Below are 20507 nucleotides of genomic sequence, written 5' to 3' on the forward strand. Positions count from 1 at the left end.
AAAAGCCCGCAGCGATTGTCTGCGGGCTTTTTGCTGAATGTATTTTCTGTTAGATTATTCCGATCTGTTCAAGAAAGGGCGCCTTGTAAACACTGCTCAGCGAAATCTCATGATCGGCTACATACACGGTGCTGTTGTTGTATCCGGTTACATGCCTGATATTGATGATATAAGATTTGTTTACGCGGAAGAATACTTTTCCCGGCAGTACCTGATGAATATCTTTCAAAATCATATTGGTAAGTATCCGCTTGTCTTTCAAATGCAGTACCACATAGTCTTTCAGGCCTTCGATAAAATACAGGTCTTCAAAATTCACGCGGGTATGCCTGCCGTTGGCCCTGATAAAAATATGATCTTTCTCCACTGTAGATTGTGTGCCGCTGATTTTCGTCTGCAGCATAGTGTGATACAGGATGGCTTTCTCTACAGCTTTGCCGAATCGTTCGGGGCGTACAGGTTTGATAAGGTAATCGATTGCTCCCACATCATAGCTCTCCAGTGCATACTGCTGATAAGCGGTAGTGAATATGATCAGCTTATCGGACAGTTTTTTTGAAAACTCGATGCCGTTAGGCCCCGGCATTTCAATATCGAGAAAAACCAGTTCCACCTGATTGGTGCTCAGAAAACCTTCAGCGGCTTCCACATTGTTGAAGCTGCCAACAAGCTGTAATCCGGAGTGGGACTGAATCAACTGGCGCATGCCTTCCCGCGCGAGGGGCTCATCGTCGATAATTATGCAATTCATTTTTGCAATATGAGGGTTATGGAAAAACTGTTGGATAATTCCTGAATATTGAGATGGTGTTTGCCGGGATAAAGCAGTTCTAGCCTTCGGCGGACATTGGATAATCCGAGCCCTCCCGGTCCGTTCAGATTGGGTATTGGCTTCCGCGGTTTTGAATTGAAACAGGTAAACACCAGCTGCTTGTCGACCATGCCAAATTCGATATTTACAAACGAAGATTGTTCCGGATCTGCACTGTATTTCACAGCATTCTCTACAAAAGTGATGAACAGCAATGGCGGAACCATTTCGTGCTGAATGCCACCTGTTTGCCTGAGCGTGAAATTGAAATTGTCTTTCCTCACTTTGGCCAGGTCGAGCAGATCGTGCAGAAACCTGATCTCGTTCACAAGCGGAACGCGCTCAGATGTGCTGCTGTACAACTGATATCGCAATAAATCGCTAAGCGTATATAAAACTTCCGATGCTTTCTCCGGATTGGTGCGCGTGAGCACATTAACATTATTGAGCATATTGAGCAGAAAGTGAGGATTCACCTGACTTTTCAGCTGATCCAGTTCTGCATTGAGCTGTTCGTTTTCGAGCCTTGCCAGCCGGTAATTGTCTTTCACCCATCGCTGAAAAAGTTTGATCGCACTGGTTGCTGCAATCAATATGCTGAGGCTGATCACAAAAGAAGCGATCGATCCGAGGGTTTCTTCTTTCGGCGCTGCCGGATTAATCTGATACTTTCTCAGCACAAATGCCACCGCACTGAACAGCACTGCAAACATCGAAACTGAAACGATCACCGCAATCGTATACTGCACATATTTCCCTCTGAACAAAAATTTCGGAACCAGCAGATACATATTCAGGTAGGGAAGTGCGAGAACCATCAGCAAAGTACCGGTGAGCAGAATCCAGTGCATTTTCGCAGGGTATTCCGATGCGTCTCCTGTGAAAACGATGATGGCCAGTAACGAGATCACCAGTCCATGTCTCAGCCATCGTTTATCCGGAGCCAGCAGTAGTCTTGCAAACGGATCGTTGTACATCGTTCAAAAATAACATAATGGCATTGGGTCTGATTTACAGCTGCCAACCTTTCATCTAGTTTTAACAATCGCTTGTCGAGTTTAAGATTCCATTTTTTTATGAAGAATAGCTTTGGGACTGAATTCCATGCAAACATGAAAAGAATGGCGCTTCTTCTTTCGGGGCTTATCATTTCCTTGCAGGCGGCCGCCTGGCAATACGGTGAGCATTTGCTGATCGGTGATATTGCTTTCGCTCGTTTTATGTTCAGCCTCAACAGCAATAAAGCTGCTTCCGGTTTCCTGTCGGTGATGAATTGCATGAGCGACAGCAGCCGTCAGCGATTCTTCTTTCCTGCATGGAGCAGCGGACATCCTGTTTCTTATGGAGTGCTGAATGCACTCAGCGGCGATCATGTAGCAGATCCATTTCTAATGGATGAACAGCTGAGATCGCCCACTTCTGTATTGCAACGGATCATGCATCTGCACCAAACCTATATTCAGATGGGGTTTACAGCTGCGCCTGATAATAAACTGGTGAAAACTGATTTCAATTACCTGTTGCTGGCGGCATCCAATCTCCCGCATTTTTACGAGTACAACAGAAATTTCAGACAGCAGTTGCAAAAGTTCGATACCGGGCTTGTACGCCTGTGCCAGTCGCCTGCAGGCATGATGAAAGCAATAGGCAAACTGAACAAATCGAATGCACTTAATATGTATGCAACCATGCATCTTGCAGCAATGGAGCTGGCTGCAACTGCCGGAGCAATGATCAATCAAAATAAAGAGGAGGCCGCACTTTTGCTGCAATATGCGTTTCTGCTCAATGGCTTTGCTGATCATTTTCTCGAAGATGCTTTTTCTTCAGGCCATCTTGTGGTGAACAGAAATTTGTTTGCATCCGTTACAAACAACAAACCTCTCCACGATTTCTACAGTGCCATAGGTACTACCGTGGTGAACAGAAAAGGACAAATATGGAAAGCCTTTGGTGATGGCAATTTCAATAACAGGCACCATGCATGGCAGGCCGCGGATGATATTCGTGATATTAGCTATGCGCCGTTTACAACAGAAGCCGAAAGGGTGATCGAATCAGTACGTCTCAGCATCGAAGATCTGTATCTCGCCTTCACAGGCAATGAGGAAGCTGTTGCTCTTTTGCATTGGCCGGCGTCTTCATCCGGTTATCCTGATCATCTGATAAAACATCTCCGGAGTTTTTCTCTGGTGCCGATACCTTATAATACAAAACCGGAAACCGTTATGCCTGATCAGATCTCCATCACGGCAGACATGCGGAAAGCCAGTTCCCTGCTGCCTCAGCGGAATTTTATCCGTAGCCGTATCGCCAATTCATTTGTATTCTGCATCAACAGCGAAGCTTTTAACGGAAGTTATTACAGAGGAGGTGAAGTTCGGTTGAATTTCGGCAGCCTGCTCAATAAGTATCGTCTCAACAAAAAGGGAGAGAAGAGCGGAACACTCGATTACTGGAACGGCTATACTTTTTCGTTCAGTTACGGCAACTATGGCATAACCGAAAATAAGATAAGAGTGAGAAAGGAGGTGAGTTATCAGTTCCGGGCAGGCATCCGCAGCAATGTTGATTTCTGGATCAGCAACAAAAGATTCATTGCACTCTACAGCTATACCGAAGCAGGCATACAGTTCGTGAATGGTAAAGGCTCTTTCGTATTTGTTCCCGGCATTGGTTTCCAACCCGGAGCGCTGTTGAACTGGAATTATTATAATATGTCGCCATGGTGGAGGATTCCGGCACAGTACTTCCTTCCGCTGAAAATCCGCTATGGGATGGTGATCTCGCCCGCAGGAGAGCCGAAGTTTTTCAGCGGAATTGATATTGATTTCGTTTTTTGAACTGCTTCTTCATAATTACATAATCTGTGAGCATTGGAGCAGCCATTAATTTTGCTCCCGATTCTGTTACCCGGATCGCAAAACAAAATAGGATGCGTGCAGTAACGCAACAACAGGTTAAGGATACTGAACTGGAGCAGTTCGATCGATTGTATCATCAATATCATCAGGCAGTTTATGCTAATGTGATCAAGATGGTAGCTGATGCTGCAATGGCCGAAGATATTCTGCAGGATGTGTTTCTCGCTCTCTGGGAAAACCGCCACCAGCTCGATGTTCAGAATGCAGGCGGATGGCTCTTCGTAGTGAGCTACAACAAATCCATGACCTGCCTCAAAAAGAAACTGAAAGAATCTTCTCTCTTCATCCCCGATATTTTGTTCTCTCAGGAGATCGCCTCCGAGAACTCAGAAGACGAACAACTCTTTCTGCTTCGGTTGTCTGTAGTGGAAGAAGCCATCGATCATCTCCCCGCAAGAAAAAAAGAAGTGTTCAGGCTTTGCCGCTTTCAGGGAAAGTCACACGACGAAGTGGCCGATCTGATGGGCATTTCCGTATTCTCCGTAAAAGATTATCTCAAGCAATCCACTCAGTTCATCAGAAAATATATCAGCAGCCGTCACGCCAATCTGGAGCTTCCCGGAACCTACTTCCTGCTCCTTTATTTCAGTCAGCAACTCTGATAACATTTTGGTAATACTGAAAAGCATCCCCTTTTTTCAGGTACGGAGTATTTATAGTGAACCGCACGGTTTTGTACAACATGACTGAACAGTATAAATCATACATACAGAAAGTCTGGAGAGAAGCACTCAGCACCGAAGAAAAGCAATGGCTGCTTCGCCAGCTCGATGCCAATGCTGCTAACTGGAAGGCCAGTTTGCAGCAGGAGTATCAACAGCAGTTGTACAAAAATGAAGAAGTATTGTCTGCAGAGAGATCATCGGCCATTCTTCAGAAGTTGCACGAAAGGATACATCTGATGGATGAAGCCGCCACTTTCACTGAACGGAATGCCATGCCAAAAATATTGCGCATGCGCAAATGGAAATGGGCTGCCGGCATCGCTGCTGCCATCCTCGGTGTATGCTGGCTGGTTTGGCAACCAGGGAAAGTAGCTTCAGTTCAGACCGCTGAAAACACTTTCCCCGTCTATGTTTCACCAGATCTGAGGGTGCTGCGGAATAAAAGTACGGAGATCAAAACATTCACATTGGAAGATGGGTCTGTTGTGAAATTATCTCCGGCTTCGACACTTGTGTGGGACGATCATTTCCCCGGCAACAAAAGAAACCTGCGTTTATCGGGACTTGCAATATTCGACGTAGCGAAAAACAGCCGCAAACCATTCTCCGTAACAACAGGTGAAATAACCACCACTGCATTGGGTACAAAATTCATGGTGAACAGTTCCGGGAAAGGAAAACTCTCTGTGCATCTCTTTGAAGGCAAAGTGGTGTTGCAGGCTGCAAACGGCAGCCGCATGCGCGATGTTTATCTGAGTCCGGGTCAGCTATGTATGATCGATCAGTTATCGATGCAACCGAAGATCAGCGCCATCGTAGCCGACTCTGTAACTCAGTCCGGGCCTGCAATAAACGAAAACAATAAAGTAAGAAAACTCGCTCCGCTGGAGTTTGTACAAACTCCTTTGGAGGATGTATTCCATCAGCTGGGTCAACGATACAAGGTTCATTTCAAATACAACAAAGAAGAGATCGGCAACGATCAGGTAACCGGCAGCTTCCTGGCCTCGGATCCGTTGGAAGTAACGCTGAAATTACTCACTACGATCAATAGCTTATCCTTCAGCCAATATCAGGATACCATTCTCGTCAGCAAACTAAAATAACCAACTATTCCAGATCCTTATCGCAAACGTCCGCAGGGGCGCAGGGATCTACATGCGTATGCTCAAAACGTTTTATATGATAGCAAACAATTTCAAAATGCTGAACCGCTGTCTGATGCTGGTTTTGCTCCTTGCCGGAGCAGTATCGGTAAATGCACAGCAGAAGGCACAGCTGAACGGTATCGTTACAACTGAATCAGGTGATCCGTTAAGCAGTGTAAGCATCTCCGTTATTCTGGTTAATTCCAAAGACACACAGTCGCTTTCGTCGAACGACAAAGGCCTTTTCTCTGTAACCAATCTTCAACCCGGAAGCAAATATCATTTCAGCTTCTCTCATGTTGGGTTTCAGGTACAGACAGTAAAGAATTTCGAGATCCGTGTCGGTGTAAACAATTCGATCATCATCAGAATGAAAGAACAACCTGCCGGACTCAACGAAATAGTAGTGATCGGGTACGGCTCAGTTAAGAAGAAAGACCTCACCGGTGCGCTCAGCTCCGTAAAAGGAAGTAAAGCCAATGAAGTTGCTGCGGGCGACGTAACCAATGTGTTGCAGGGCCGCGCTGCAGGCGTATTGGTGCAGACACAATCGTGGAAACCCGGATCCAACGCGCAGGTACGTATCCGCGGATACCGCTCCATCAATGGCGACAACGAGCCGCTCTATGTGGTGGACGGTGTACCAATGGTGGATGCCATCAGCATGGTTAGTCCTAACGACATCGAATCATTCGAAATTCTCAAAGACGCCTCTGCAACTGCCATCTACGGCAACCGTGGTTCCAATGGTGTGATTCTGATCACTACCAAAAAAGGAAAGAAAGGCCGCTCCATTGTGGAGTACAACGGTTATTACGGAATTCAGAAAAATCAACCCCTCCCCGAACTGATGTCTGCCGCCGAATTTGTAGAGTACTCCCGCGAAGCACAACGCAATGCACTCGGTGGCACTTACGATGGCAAACCAAATAAAGAACTCGATTTCAAAAACGAACAGCTTGTGGCCACTCCTTACATGCAGGAAAATATGAAACGCGCATGGGCAAGCGGAACGTATGATCCTTCACAACTCACTACCACAGACTGGCTCGATTACGGGCTTCGTCAGGGAACGATTCAGGATCATCAGCTGAGCGTTCGCGGAGGCAGTGATCAAACAAGGTTTCTGCTCTCTGCAAACTACTTCGGGAACACAGGTGTGGTACGCGATCAGGATTACCAACGATATTCCGTTCGTCTCAATGCCGAGCACGACATCAGAAAAAATATCAGAATCGGAACACAGATGAGTTATGCCAATTCCGCACTCAATGCAGGATGGTCCGATGTGTTCGATGGCTATGGTCTTAAAAGTTTCAATCCACTGGCAAGCCCTTACAATGCAGACGGAACCCTGGCCATGTTCCCCACCAATAACACCCGAACTCCGAATCCTGTAACCAATTTCGGTAAAACAAAAAGACTGCGCAAGCAGGACAGAATGCTGGGCAATTTCTTTCTTGAAGTAGACCTCCTGAAAGATCTTCGCTTCAGATCCAATCTGGCACTGGATTACAGAGCTTCGCAATATTTCGATTTCAATAGTGAGAATACGGCAGTTGCTGGCGGACAAGCCCCTTCTTCAGCAGTGAATGCATCCGAAAGAAAGTTCATGTACACACTGGAGAACATCCTTAGCTACACCGGCAATATCGGAGAAGATCATTCACTCTATGCCACAGTGGTGCAATCTATTCAGTCGGAAAAAATTGAGTCCAACAAGATCGATGTAAAAGAGCTGCCTTATGATGGTCAGCTTTATTACAATGTAGGCAGCGCACTTACCATCAACGGCGTGAACAGCAATCTCAGTGAATGGGCACTGGCTTCTTACATGGGAAGGATCAACTACGGATACAAAGGGAAATACCTCGCAACAGTTTCTGCAAGATGGGATGGTTCATCGAGACTGGCAGCAGGAAGACAATGGGTGATCTTCCCTTCAGTAGCACTCGCCTGGAGATTGAAGAATGAACCATTCCTTCAAAATTCAAAACTCATCAGCGACCTCAAACTCAGGCTGGGGTGGGGAAGAACCGGTAACTCCGGTATCGCTCCTTACAAAACATGGGGAAGACTCAATACCATCCGTTATGCATTTGGGGATGCGTCTGCACTCGGCTACACACCTGTTGAAATGATCAATCCCAATCTCACATGGGAAACTACTGATGCGTACAACGCAGGTGTAGACCTCAGTCTCGTTGATGGAAGAATCAGCGGAAGTATCGAAGCATATGTGCAGAATACTTTCGATCTGTTGCTCGACAGGCAGCTGCCGACTGTATCGGGTTTCGGTTCCATTCTCAGCAATGTGGGCAAAACGCGCAATAAGGGAATTGAACTTACACTGAACACGGTGAATGTGCGTCAACGCAACTTCGAATGGCGTTCGGACTGGATCTTCTCGCTCAATAAACAGGAGATTGTCGAACTCTACAATGGCAAAAAAGATGATGTAGGTGCGGGCTGGTTCATCGGCAAGCCGATAAACGTTTACTACGATCTCGGCTTCAACGGTATCTGGCAGAACACAGATGCAGACAAAGCTGCCATGGCGAAATTCAATACCAATGGCTCTACTTTCAAACCTGGTGATATTCGTCCGGTTGACCGAAATGGCGATTTCAAGATCGATGCAAACGATCGTTACATCATCGGACAGCGCGATCCCAAATGGACTGCCAGCTGGGCCAATAATTTCCGATACAAAGATTTCGATCTCTCCGTATTCCTCGTCGGCATGTTCGGTCAGACCGTGAATCACGATATGGATATGCGTTTCGACGGAAGGTATAATCAACCCAAACTCGATTACTGGACGCCGGCCAATGCAAGTTCCAAATACCCGCGCCCGCTGCTCGGTACAGCAGGACTGAACTACGTGAGCACACTCAATTACTACAGCGGTTCTTTTGTACGTGTAAAGAATATTTCACTGGGGTATACGCTTCCGGCGAAACTGGCTAAACGCGCATTCCTCGAAAAATGCCGCATCTATGCCAGTGTGCAGAATCCATTCCTGATTACGAAGTTCCCCGGAACAGATCCGGAAGGAGCAACAGGTTTTGATGAACCAAGTGTAGTAACAGGACTTATCGGCGTAAACATTTCGTTTTAAAGATTACAATTGATTATCATGAAAAATATCATTTGCGGTGCACTGCTGTCTTCGATGCTGCTGGGCACAGCCTGTAAAAAATTTCTGAGGGAAGATGTGGTGAGCAGCGTTTCTTACCAGCTCTATACAACAGAAAAAGGAATTGAAGGTGCGCTGGTAGCGGCCTACAATACCCTCCGGATGGGCGTTTCCGGCGAAAGGAAACTGACGCTCTCCGATGCCGGTACCGATCTGTTTACGCTGGGCTCCGATGGAAACCCGGCATTCAATCAGTATCTCGCTACGCTTTCTTCACTCGATGGAAAGATCACCGATTACTGGGATTATCATTACAAAGGTATTTCCGAGTGCAATATCATTTCTACTTATCTGCCTAAAGTGGAGATGGCGGAGAAGAGAAAAACGGAGATCGAAGCGGAAGCAAAATTCCTACGTGGACTCTACTACTTCGATCTGGTGCAGCAGTTTGGAAATGTTCCGCTGGTGCTGCAATCTTTCGACAAAGTAAAAACCGATTTTAAAAGAGCGTCTGTAAAAGAAGTGTACGAAAGCATCATTGCCGATCTTACGGCAGCATTTGAAAAGCTGCCGGTAACAGCACCAGCACAGGGACGGGCAACGAAAGCTGCTGCTGCACATCTGCTGGCAAAAGTTTATCTCACGCGCGGAAGTGCGGAAACGGCCGCGGAGCGCGCCATTCGTGGTACGCAGGCCAGTGATCTCGACAACGTGATTTTGTATGCAGGAAAGATCGTGAACAAAGAACTGGGCAACTTCGCGCTGGTGGCTGATTTTGCCAATTTGTTCGATATCAAAAATCAGGTGAACTCCGAAGTGATCTTTTCCGTTCAGTTCACCACAGTGCAGCTGAACAATGGAGGCGGTAATCAGCAGCACCTTTATCATGTGCCGCAATATGATGCCATCAATACAAAGATCCTTCAAAGATCTGTTGAGTATGGCCGTCCATACAGAAGGGTGCGTCCTACTCCCTATGTGTACAATGGTTTGTTTGGCGCCACTCGTAAATACGATTCGCGATTTGTAAAATCATTTGTGTGGGGGTATATCGCCAACAAGGATGCAAAAAATATCGTAACCACTGCCGGCAATACCATCAACGTAACAGCAGGAGATACCGCCTTGTATTTCTCTCCGGTTTTCTACGAAACACCAAATGAACTGAACAATGCAGTGCAGGAGAATAAACGTTTTGCGCTGTACTATCCGCAGAATACCTACAGGCCGCTGACGATGAACAATATTTTCCCCGGTCTGAGAAAGTGGTTGGATTCCAGCCGCCCTACCACCAACGAAACCAATGGAACCCGCGACTGGGTTATGTTCCGCTATGCAGAAACACTGCTGATGCTGGCCGAAGCTTATGGACGTAAATCTGATTTCGATAATGCAGTGACCTACCTCAATCAGGTACGTGAGCGCGCAGCATACAAGGAAGGTGAAGAGAAAACGGTACAGTACTGGACGTTTGAAGGTGGCAATTATGCCGATCGGAAAACATCAACCGTGCAGCAAATGAAAATCACTCAGGCAGATATCAGCGCGCAGTTTGTAGACTTCATGCTCGATGAGCGTGGACGCGAACTGCTCGGAGAACTCAATCGCTGGGAAGATCTGGTGCGTTGCGAAAAGTTGACGCAGCGGGTGAAGGATTACAATCCGGATGCAGCGAACATCCGTGCTTACCACAAACTTCGTCCGATTCCGCAAACTCATATCGACAGACTGGATCCCCGCGGACCAATCGAAGAAGAGCAGAACATTGGCTACTATTAATTTACAGGCAATCAAACTACATTCAAATGAATAAGCATATCAGCATCGTTTTTTTCTTCCTGCTTGGCATTTTTTCAATTGCGCAGGCGCAGGAACCCACTGCAAGGTTTCAGCAGATTCAGCAGACATTCAAAAACACGGGCAGCCCGGTTATCATGATTGCGGCGCATCGTGGTGCTCATCTCGAAGATCCTGAGAATTCAATCGCTGCATTCCGCAGAACAATTGAAATCGGAGTGGATATTATCGAACTCGATGTTCGTTGCACCAAGGATGGCGTGCTGATTGTTATGCACGATAAATCTGTAGACCGCACCACCAATGGAAAGGGGCTTATCAAGGATCTCACATTCGAAGAGATCCGTCAATTGCGATTGAAACAAAAAGATCAGCTGACAGAAGAAAAAGTGCCAACGCTTGAAGAAGCATTGCTCTTCACCAAAGGCAAGATCATGATAGATCTCGATATCAAAACGGAAGAATGTGTAGATGCCATCATGGAAACCGTGAACAAAACCGGTACCGCCGATCAGTGTCTGTTCTTCGTAGGCGAAGCGAAGCATGCAAAAATGATCAAGGAAAAGAACCCCGCGTTTATGACATTGCTGCGCACGCACAGTGCAAAGGAAGCGGTGAAAGCATTTAAGACAGTTAAGTCCGAAGCCATTCATATCGACGAAACGCATAATACTGCTGAAGTGATTTCCGGCATCAAAGCCAATGGCGCACGCGTATGGCATAATGCACTCGGAGATGTAGACAGGGAAGTGGCTGCAGGAAATGCAGAAGCATTTGAAAAAGCTATTGTTACAGGAGCAAATATTATTCAGACGGATTATCCTGCACTGCTGAAAAAGTTTCTGGAGAGCAGGAAGCTGTATTATTGATCCTTAGCCCAATCCCTATACCGAAACGGCCAATCTTATTCATTAAGGTTGGCCGAATTTTTTAAATAGGATTTGAAAACATTAGTGCGCAATATTTGAAATTATCAGAAAAGGGGTTAACATCAGGCCGTACAGGAGACTTAGAAAAGCTAAAGCACAAAGGAATGTGAGAATTATCTGAGATATTTTAATTGCAGGTTGGGGCATTGTTTCAGGAGTGTACATTGCAAGTCTGGTTGAAGCCATCAAGTCTCCCAGTCTTTTTTCCGGATTTACCAATGCCATTACCAGTTCTACAATCCATAGAAAAGTAGGTGCATTTCTGAATAGGCATTTCATAGGACTGGCTACCTGTCCGGTTTTGCTGTCCAGTACCTGAAATTTGAATATTCTTTTGGCTATGCTTCTTCCATTGAAAGAGTCCTTGCAGAGATAGATCGCCTTGCCAATAACTGACCCTGCAATTATATAAAGGAAGAGGGTAAAGTTGAAAGGGAATATTTTTTTTCCGAAATGGCTAAAGCCCTCATTAATGAGTTGTATGAAAAATGGCACAGTCATTATTCCAGTGATGATGAGCGAGAAAAGATAGTCGATGGCCAGGCTGGCCAATCTGTTCCCAATTTCAGGTTTGGTGTCGGGGATAGAAAAAGGAGCATTCATCTTACGTAGGTACAGCGTAAATTTTGAATTTCCAAATTGCCACTCTTGTTTCCTCACCTGTAAATACTCCTGTGAAACTGATTTTAAGTTTTCTCTACTGACATAGGGTTGTCACTCATCAGCAGTTCCTTTGCCTCCATAAAAACTGACTATGGAAAAAACAGACCTCGTAAAACTGTACAAAGACTACTATACTGCCAAATCGAACCCTCAGGTACTTGAGTTGCCGCCGGCGCAATATCTTTCCATAACCGGCATAGGAGATCCTTCCGATGCTGCCTTCATCGAAAATATTCAGGCGCTTTACACTACTGCCTATGCAGTGAAGTTTTTCTACAAAGCAGGAGGGAAAGACTTCACCGTTTCCAAACTCGAAGGCCTCTGGCATTTCGATCTGAAAAAGTATGAAGGCATATCGATGGACGAAGCGCCTCTGAAAATTCCGAGAAGCGAATGGAGCTATCGGTTATTGATCAGAATGCCGGACTATGTTTTGCAATCGGCAGTTGAAGGCATGCTCGGTGAAATCGCTGATAGAAAAGAGAATCCGCTCGTAAAAAAAGTGGAGTGGTTTACACTGCACGAAGGTAAATGTGCGCAGGTATTACACACCGGTCCATTTTCAGAAGAGCCAAAGACTCTGCAAAAACTGAGTGCATTCATGCAGGAAAAAGGTCTTCAGCATAATGGACTGCATCATGAAATCTATCTGTCTGACTTCAGAAGAACAGCGCCTGAAAAATTAAAAACAATATTGCGTGAACCTGTGAAATAACAAATGAAGCGCCCGGGCGATTCTTGCTTCAATGATTACGCACTCAGAGTTGCACGCTTTCCAAACCTTTTTCCAGAGCGGTTTCCATGATGCCGGGGATACCGCCTCCTTCCACTCTGAAAGTAGTTATATTGCTGAGTCCGATAAAGCCGAGGATATGCCGCAGATAGGGTTCTGCAAAATCCCAATGCTTTGTGGGGCCATCGGAGTAAACTCCATTCGCTGCCAGTGCGAGATACACCTGTTGCACTTTGAGCAGCCCCTGTGGTTTTCCGTTTTCATAAGTGAAGGTCAGTCCGGGCCGTACAATATGATCCAGCCAGGCTTTCAATCCTGCCGGAATTGTGAAGTTGTACAACGGAGAACCGATCACCAGAATGTCTGCTTCAGCCAGCTGCGCCACAGCTTTGTTGCTCAGACTAAGCAGTTGCTGCTGTTCCGCATTCAATGCGTTCGGTGGAGTTTTGAAAGCAGCTATCTGCGCTTCCTGCAATGGCGGGTAGTGGGTTTGGCTCAGGTTGTGAGTGGTAACGCTGCTACCCGGATATTGCGTCAGCAGTTTTTCTATGATCCTGTTCCCAAGCTTTATGCTGGAGGATTCCTGTTGACGCGGGCTCGAAATAATATGGAGTATGTTTTTCATAATGCAAACCTACCTACCTTTGCTAATAAATAGTTAGTAGTATACTGAAGGTTAGTAGTAACCTTTGGGTTAGCTAAACAGGTTTGTATGAAACAAATGAAAGAAAACTGCCGCCCGGGACCGGAATGCAACAATGCGCTGGCATCGGTAGGAGATGCACTCTATGTGATTGGAGGTAAATGGAAACTGCGCATCATCATTGCATTGTCCGAAGGAGGATTGCGGTTCAACGATCTGCAAAGAAAAGTAGAAGGAATATCTGCGAGGGTATTGTCGAACGAACTGAAAGATCTGGAATTGAACGGATTTGTTCAGCGAACGGTATATGCAAAGGAAACGCCTGTGCTGGTAGAATATGAAGTAACAGATTATGCAGACACACTGGGAGAGGTAGTGCGTGCGCTCCACGACTGGGGCCAGATGCACCGGCGCAATATCATGGAGCGCAGCAGAAAGAAAAGATCTCTACCAGCTTAATCGTTTCTTTTATCGAGATTGAGAATAAGCCCGCCATTGCCGGTTTGAACCTGCGGCAGCTTACCATCCCACTTTTGAATTTTGAGATAATCGATATAAGTGCTGTTCAGTGAAACCTGCTTTCGGCGGATCGCTTCAGCTTCACCGGCAGCGGCAATTACCTGTGCAGCGCTGTCCGCGCGTGCCTGTGCAATTTTTCTATCACCTTCTGCAATGGCCACCAGACGCTGGTTTTCGGCTACCTGCACTTCCTGAATGGCTTTTGTTTTTGCCTCGATCGATTGCTGCAGCGCAGCAGGAGGAATGATATTTGTTCTCAGCTGTGAAATAGTGAACCATTTCGCTACGCGCTTATTGGCTTCTGCTACAATGTCGGACTCGAATTTTTCTCTCTGATTGAAGATATCATCTACCGCCCATTTGTTGGCCACATCGTTCACTGTCCCCACGATAGCTGTCTGCAGCCATTGCTGTTCTATCTCCTTGATGCCTAACCGAAGATTCTGAAACATATCGCCCACATCTCCCGGTTTCAGAGAATAGTTGAAACTTGGTTTGATGGTAGCGGAAAATCCACCTTTGGTGATCACCTGCTGTTCCGGGTAATCGATATGTTGCTGGAAAGTGGGAAACTCATAGAGCTTGCTGATCCAGGTGTTGTAGATCACCCAGCCGGTTTTGTATTCGAATTTGCTCACGCCGCGGTTGTCGCCGGTGAGGTTCACTTTAATGCCTACATGGCCGGCATCTACCCGTTCCATATTGAATGGTTGTATGGAGCTGATGATGAATCCGGTAATGAGAATGAAAATGCCGATCCAGAATTTGGAAGATGCAAATACAGATGCACTGCTGCGAATGGATGTCCAGTTAGCCCTGTAATAAAGAAATACGATCAGCACGGTGCCGATCACAAATAATGAAGTAATCATTTGCGTATGAGTTTTTTAATCGGTGGTAACAACAGGAATTGAAATAGAATTGCCTCGATTACTATTGCGAGTATCAGCAGGGCTGTGGAACTGCTTCTGTTGATGAGGTACTCAACGTTTACAGTGGTGAGTGCGATAAAGGCAATGATTCTGATGAGCGTAAACATAGGTTTGCTTTCTACGTAATATTGGTCGTGCAAGATCCAAATTAATTACGTAGAAAGCGAGTGGGGCTCCGAAAATACCCGTTTAGTCTACCTGCGAGCCACAGGTGAGATTGGCTACCGTACCTGTAATGGCACTGGCATGATCCGATGCCATGAACACTGCGGTATTGGCTACTTCTTCGAGTGTAGGCAGTCTTTTGAGCAGCGGGCCGGACTGCGCATGCATTGCCAGCATTTCTTCAATGCTGATGCCTGCTGCTGCCGAGGCTTTTGCAAACACTTCTTTACTGTGAGATCCTGCTGCAATGGCTTCGGGGATTGCATCCGGACGAAGACAAACCGATCTGATGCCGTAGGCGCCGAGCTCACCGGCGAAATGCCTGTTCAGCGCTTCGATGCCGGAACAGGCGAGTCCGTATCCCATAAAACCTGTTCCCGGAAGTTTAGAACCCGGTGTTGAAATGCTCAGCAATACACCTGATTTTTTCGGTATCATATGTTTCGCTGCTGCTTGTGCCGTAATAAAATTGGTGCGGATATAATGATTGACGGGGAACATAAAATCTTCCACACTCAGGTCTGCAAATGCCACTCCCTGTATATGGAATACGCCGGTAACATTCACTGAAATATCGATGCTGCCTGCTTTTTCAACTACTTCTGCTGCGTGTTTCTTCACGGCATTTTCATCCGAAGCATCTACGGAAGCAGTATCTACACGTTGCTGATCGGGGAGGGTGGCGGCGAAGGCATCCAGCTTTTCTTTATTCCTCCCAACCAGAAACAGATGGGCGCCGGCAAGATGAAATGCCCGGCTGATATGGCTGCCAATAGCTCCCGAAGCTCCGTATATAATGGCGTTCTTATTTGCAAGTAACATAGTATCAGGCTTTTGATTTAGTCAAACTTACCACCTCTTCACTGGAAGAAGCGGGTGCACTTACGTCAAAAAGCGGGCAAATTCATCATGAAAAGTTTAAATAGTTCTTGAGGTTTAATAAAATATTAATGCACTTTTTGCATTTGTTTAAGAAGTTCTTTACCTTGAACTCGTTATTCTGGTCGTAATGTCTAAATTTTCGCCTGTGTCTGAAAAGCAATTAGTGTTCAAGCAGAGCCTCATCAAACACCTGTACTTTAATAAGGAGTTGTCTTGCGCTGAACTCAGCAGCCTCACCTCCAAAAGCCTGCCCTACACTGCCAAAGCACTGGCGGAACTGATGGAAGAAGGTGCCGTGATTGAATCGGGACATGCTCATTCAACCGGTGGCCGCCGTCCGCAGAATTATTCATTGAAGGCAGATATCATGTATGTGGTAACAGTGGCGATGGACCAGTTTATTACTCATGTAGGAGTATTGAACATGCATAACGAATATGTAGTGGAAGTAGAGAATCTAGAACTGGATCTCAGCAATCAGACCGACGCATTGAACCAGCTCGCTGAATTTCTGAATGGGTACATCACCCGTTCGGGAATTCCCAAAGAAAAAATTGCTGGCATAGGAATTGGAATGCCAGGGTTCGTTGATGTAACCAAAGGAGTGAACTACACTTTTCTGCAGGCCGGTGCCGGAAGCATTACCAGTCATATTGAAAAAGTAACAGGATTAAAAGTACAGATCGATAACGACAGCAGTCTGATTGCACTCGCAGAACTCAGGCTGGGTGCGGCCCGCGGAAAGAAGAACTCCATGGTGGTGAATATCGGATGGGGCATCGGTCTCGGATTGATCCTCAACGGAAAACTTTTCAGAGGCACCAATGGATTCGCAGGTGAGTTCAGTCATATTCCACTTTTCACCAACGATAAGATCTGCAATTGCGGAAAGATGGGTTGCCTGGAAACAGAAACCTCTCTGCTGGTGATTGCACAAAAAGCCATCGCTGGTTTGAAAGAAGGACGAACCACTTCCATGAAAAACCTCAGCAGCGAACAGGTGGAAGATACTTACAGGTCTATCATGGAAGCCGCCAGCAAAGGAGACAAATATGCGGTGGAATTGCTGAGCCAGGCTGCCTATCATATCGGCCGTGGTGTTGCCATTCTCATTCACGTGCTGAATCCCGAACAGATTGTGCTGAGCGGAAGAGGTGTGATGGCGGGCAAACTCTGGCTGGCGCCCATTCAACAGGCGCTGAACGAACATTGCATTCCGCGCATCGCAGAGAACATTGAAATTATGATTTCAACATTAGGGTACGAAGCTGAACGCATGGGAAGCGCTGCCCTGGTGATGGAACACTTTGATAGTACCAGGCCTCAGAGAAAAAGCAAACAGCTGATCTCAGCCTGATGGGGAAGGCTCTTTGTGCCGCTCTTTATGAGGAGTGAAGAGCAGCACGTATTTATTAACCAAACAATTCAACACTGCATGAGACAAATGCTTTGCCGCCTGTTGCTCTGCACCGGTTTGATGGTACTCGGCTACCTCACCGCTAACGCACAGGAGAAGAAATGGGTTTCGGGATCGGTAAAAGATCCGTCCGGAAATCCGGTAGCTGCAGCTACCATCGCAGAAAAAGGAACCAGCAACCAGACTGCTACGGATGCGCAGGGATTATTCCGCATTCAGGTAGCGGCGGGTGCAAAACTGCTGATCACCGCTATTGGCTTCGGCTCAGCCGAAGTACCAGCAAACGGTGAAGTAAATGTTACACTTCAAACGGCTGCATCCGGCCTCGATGAAGTGGTGGTAACGGCATTGGGTATCCGCCGTCAGAAAAAATCACTGGGCTACGGTGTGCAGGAGATCAAAGGCCGCGCACTGGTGGAGGCCCGCGAACCGAACGTAACCAATGCATTGTCTGGCATGGTAGCCGGTCTGCAGGTAGTTCGTTCAGGAAACGGCCCCGGGGGGTCTTCCAAGATCGTGCTCCGTGGTTACAACTCACTTACCGGAAACAACCAACCCCTCATTGTGGTGGATGGTATTCCCCTCGACAACACCACTGGTGTGCAGAATAACGACTACTGGAATCCGGAGATGGATCAGGGTAACAATCTGTTCGATATCAACCCTGAAGACATCGAGAATATTTCGGTGCTGAAAGGTGCTGCATCTGCTGCCCTCTACGGTAGCCGCGCCGGTAACGGAGCCATCCTCATCACTACCAAATCAGGTAGAAAAACGAATGGTCTGGGTATCACCGTAGGTCAGTCTTTAGGTGTTGAAAGCATCTTCACTACTCCTGACAGACAATCAAATTTTGCTCAGGGAACTGAAGGAAATTTTAACGCTGAAAGCGGCTCCAGCTGGGGACCAAAGATCACCGGTCAGGAAGTTACCAACTGGGCGGGCAAGAAAGAGAATCTGCATGCCAACGATAATCTCAAAACATTCTTCGGAACAGGGATCAACTCCAATACCAGCCTTTCATTCTCTCAGCAGTTCAAAGGAGTTAGCTTGTACAGCTCCATGAATTATATGAATGATAAAAGCTTCATTCCGGGCGTGAATCTGAAGCGTCTCAACCTGATGACCAGGATGGTGGCTAAATTCGGTAAGGATGATCGCTGGACTACTGACTTCAAAGTGCAGTATTCCAATTCCAAAGCCACTAACAGACCTCAGAGCGGTAATAACTCCAATAACTACGCATCAGTGGTGTACAACACACCGGTGAACATCGATTTCAACGACTTCGTATATCCGCTGAAACCTAACCGTACCATGCTCTGGTGGCCTAAGGATGGTAATGCAGTGAACCCATACTGGAACACGAAATATCGTCAGAACTACGACAAAAGAGGTCGTGTTATCCTGAACGGATCTATCAAGTATGCATTCACAGACTGGCTCGATGCTGAAGTGAAAGCAGGTGCAGATATCTACAATACAACGATCGAAGCAAAAGTATATGCAGGAAGCCCGATCGTAACGAACGGCAGCTACTCAAAAGGACTGAAAGAATTCCAGGAAGCAAACTACAGCACGCTCATTACTGCCAAGAAAGATAATCTCTTCGGCAAACTGGGCGGTATGGTCACCATCGGTGGAAACCTGATGGATCAGCGCTATACTTACCTCGCTGACAATGCAGGAGAACTTCAGGTTCCTGATTTCTTCCATGTTGGCAACGGAAAAAATCCAACCACTGTAACTGATGAAGTGAAGAATAAGAAGATCAATTCAGTGTTCGGAACATTCGGTGTGAACTGGGATGGATATCTCTTCCTCGAAGGATCACTGCGTAACGACTGGTCTTCAGCACTTGCCAAAGCCAATCGTTCTTATGCATATCCTGCGTTGAGCCTGTCTTATATCTTCACAGAATCATTCAAAGGTCCAAAATGGCTTAACTACGGTAAACTGCGTGCTTCAACAGCAGTGGTGGGTAATGATATGGATGCGTACCAGCTTTACAACACTTATGTGATTGGTCGCGATCCAAACAGCAATACGACTGCAAAACGCTTTAATATTCTGTTTGATTCAACAGTAACAAACGAGAAGATCACATCGGTAGAACTGGGCGCTGAACTTCGTTTGTTCAACAATCGTCTGGGACTCGATTTCAGCTACTATCATACAAGTGCAACCAATCAGCTGATCAATCTTCCAATGGACCCGGGTTCTGGTTATGAGTTCAGAAAGATCAATGCCGGCAAAATCACCAATACAGGTTTCGAGGTAACTGCTGATGCAAAGATCATTGCCAGTCCCGCAGGCTTCAACTGGAATACACTGGTGAACTTCTCCATGAACAGGAACAAGATCATTGAAATTTATCCAAAGGAAAATGTTATCCAATATGCCCTCGGCTCTTATGATGATGTGCATGTTGTAGCGGCTGCAGGTGAGCTTTATGGTCAGATCTATGGAAGCGCATTCAGCCGTGTAACAGATCCGAAGAGCGAATTCTATGGACAGCTCATTCTGAATGCAGATGGAGCCCCTCAGAAATCATCAGAAACAAGAGTGAATCTCGGCAATCAGCAGGCAAAAGCCTTGTTGGGTGTTACCAACTCATTCTCTTACAAGAATTTCAACTTCTCATTCCTCGTGGATGCCCGTTTTGGTGGCAAAATTTTCTCTGCAACCAATGCTAACCTTCAAAGAAGCGGAATGGCAGCTGCAACTGTTGTGAATGGAGAACGTAATCCATTTGTTGTATCAGGTGTTGTTGCTAAACCAGGCGGTGGTTATGAAACCAATAAAAAAGAGATCACTCCTCAGCGTTACTGGGCTGCTGTGTCTGGTACCGGCAACCTCGGTATTACAGAAGCAAACCTGTACGATGCATCCAGTGTTCGCGTACGCAACGTAACGCTCTCTTACGAACTGCCTAAGCGCTTCCTGGGCAACACTCCCATTCAGCGTGCAAGAGTGGGCGTTAGCTGCAACAACGTTTGGCTGATCTCCAGCCACCTGAATGGTCAGGATCCTGAGTCTGTACTCGCAACCGGCAACAACGCGCAGGGCTTCGAGTACTTCGCTCCTCCTACAACCCGTCTTGTAACGTTCAACCTGAGCCTTACTTTCTAACACTGAAA

General features: G+C 46.5%; 16 protein-coding genes. 10 read left to right on the top strand and 6 right to left on the bottom strand.

Annotated features, from left to right (window positions below; genetic code table 11):
• Positions 1-49: 49 nt before the first annotated feature.
• Together HHL16_RS07955 and HHL16_RS07960 are read right to left on the bottom strand one after the other, a co-directional pair.
• Positions 50-751: a response regulator transcription factor gene (locus tag HHL16_RS07955; RefSeq protein ID WP_169424592.1), complete on the bottom strand. Its 702-nt coding sequence runs from the start codon at positions 749-751 to the stop codon at positions 50-52.
• Entirely contained in the window at positions 748-1788 is a 1041-nt protein-coding gene (locus HHL16_RS07960) for a histidine kinase (RefSeq protein ID WP_169424593.1), read from the bottom strand. Before HHL16_RS07960 ends, HHL16_RS07955 begins: the two co-directional genes overlap by 4 nt.
• Before the next feature lie 144 nt (positions 1789-1932).
• Between HHL16_RS07960 and HHL16_RS07965 the strand changes: the two genes are divergently transcribed.
• From HHL16_RS07965 to HHL16_RS08000, 7 genes are all read left to right on the top strand, one after another.
• Entirely contained in the window at positions 1933-3654 is a 1722-nt protein-coding gene (locus HHL16_RS07965) for a hypothetical protein (RefSeq protein ID WP_169424594.1), read from the top strand.
• Positions 3655-3746: 92 nt separating this feature from the next.
• Positions 3747-4337 carry a sigma-70 family RNA polymerase sigma factor gene (locus tag HHL16_RS07970; RefSeq protein ID WP_169424595.1) on the top strand — a complete coding sequence of 197 codons (591 nt, stop codon included), beginning with the start codon at positions 3747-3749 and terminating at the stop codon, positions 4335-4337.
• A gap of 80 nt (positions 4338-4417) precedes the next feature.
• Complete coding sequence (locus HHL16_RS07975; RefSeq protein ID WP_169424596.1) at positions 4418-5506, top strand: FecR family protein; 1089 nt, start codon at positions 4418-4420, stop codon at positions 5504-5506.
• A gap of 76 nt (positions 5507-5582) precedes the next feature.
• Positions 5583-8669, top strand: coding sequence for a TonB-dependent receptor (locus HHL16_RS07980; RefSeq protein ID WP_169424597.1), 3087 nt, complete (start codon positions 5583-5585; stop codon positions 8667-8669).
• An 18-nt stretch (positions 8670-8687) separates the two neighbouring features.
• The gene (locus HHL16_RS07985) at positions 8688-10466 is read left to right on the top strand and encodes a RagB/SusD family nutrient uptake outer membrane protein (RefSeq protein ID WP_169424598.1); all 1779 of its coding nucleotides are present in this window, start codon (positions 8688-8690) and stop codon (positions 10464-10466) included.
• A gap of 26 nt (positions 10467-10492) precedes the next feature.
• Positions 10493-11353, top strand: coding sequence for a glycerophosphodiester phosphodiesterase family protein (locus HHL16_RS07990; protein WP_169424599.1), 861 nt, complete (start codon positions 10493-10495; stop codon positions 11351-11353).
• An 814-nt stretch (positions 11354-12167) separates the two neighbouring features.
• Positions 12168-12791 (top strand): GyrI-like domain-containing protein, encoded by a 624-nt coding sequence (locus HHL16_RS08000; RefSeq protein WP_169424601.1) that lies wholly within the window; start codon positions 12168-12170, stop codon positions 12789-12791.
• A gap of 43 nt (positions 12792-12834) precedes the next feature.
• Here HHL16_RS08000 and HHL16_RS08005 read toward each other — a convergent pair whose 3' ends face one another.
• A complete protein-coding gene (locus tag HHL16_RS08005) occupies positions 12835-13434 on the bottom strand; it encodes an NAD(P)H-dependent oxidoreductase (protein WP_169424602.1) in 600 nt (199 codons plus the stop codon).
• Positions 13435-13521: 87 nt separating this feature from the next.
• Between HHL16_RS08005 and HHL16_RS08010 the strand changes: the two genes are divergently transcribed.
• Positions 13522-13911, top strand: a complete 390-nt coding sequence (locus HHL16_RS08010) for a helix-turn-helix domain-containing protein (protein ID WP_169424603.1) — start codon at positions 13522-13524, stop codon at positions 13909-13911.
• Here HHL16_RS08010 and HHL16_RS08015 read toward each other — a convergent pair.
• From HHL16_RS08015 to HHL16_RS08025, 3 genes are all read right to left on the bottom strand, one after another.
• Positions 13908-14843, bottom strand: a complete 936-nt coding sequence (locus HHL16_RS08015) for an SPFH domain-containing protein (protein WP_169424604.1) — start codon at positions 14841-14843, stop codon at positions 13908-13910. The genes HHL16_RS08010 and HHL16_RS08015 overlap by 4 nt on opposite strands.
• Positions 14840-15010 (bottom strand): hypothetical protein, encoded by a 171-nt coding sequence (locus HHL16_RS08020; RefSeq protein ID WP_169424605.1) that lies wholly within the window; start codon positions 15008-15010, stop codon positions 14840-14842. Before HHL16_RS08020 ends, HHL16_RS08015 begins: the two co-directional genes overlap by 4 nt.
• A gap of 82 nt (positions 15011-15092) precedes the next feature.
• On the bottom strand, positions 15093-15890 hold the full coding sequence (locus HHL16_RS08025; RefSeq protein WP_169424606.1) for an SDR family oxidoreductase: 798 nt from the start codon (positions 15888-15890) through the stop codon (positions 15093-15095).
• Between the two features lie 187 nt (positions 15891-16077).
• On the opposite strand from HHL16_RS08025, the gene HHL16_RS08030 reads away from it, so the two are divergent.
• Both HHL16_RS08030 and HHL16_RS08035 read left to right on the top strand, forming a co-directional pair.
• Positions 16078-17307, top strand: a complete 1230-nt coding sequence (locus HHL16_RS08030) for an ROK family protein (protein WP_169424607.1) — start codon at positions 16078-16080, stop codon at positions 17305-17307.
• Between the two features lie 78 nt (positions 17308-17385).
• Entirely contained in the window at positions 17386-20499 is a 3114-nt protein-coding gene (locus HHL16_RS08035; RefSeq protein ID WP_169424608.1) for a SusC/RagA family TonB-linked outer membrane protein, read from the top strand.
• The last annotated feature ends 8 nt before the right edge of the window (positions 20500-20507 follow it).

The sequence above is a fragment of the Pseudoflavitalea sp. G-6-1-2 genome (assembly GCF_012927185.1).
GTDB lineage: Bacteria > Bacteroidota > Bacteroidia > Chitinophagales > Chitinophagaceae > Pseudobacter.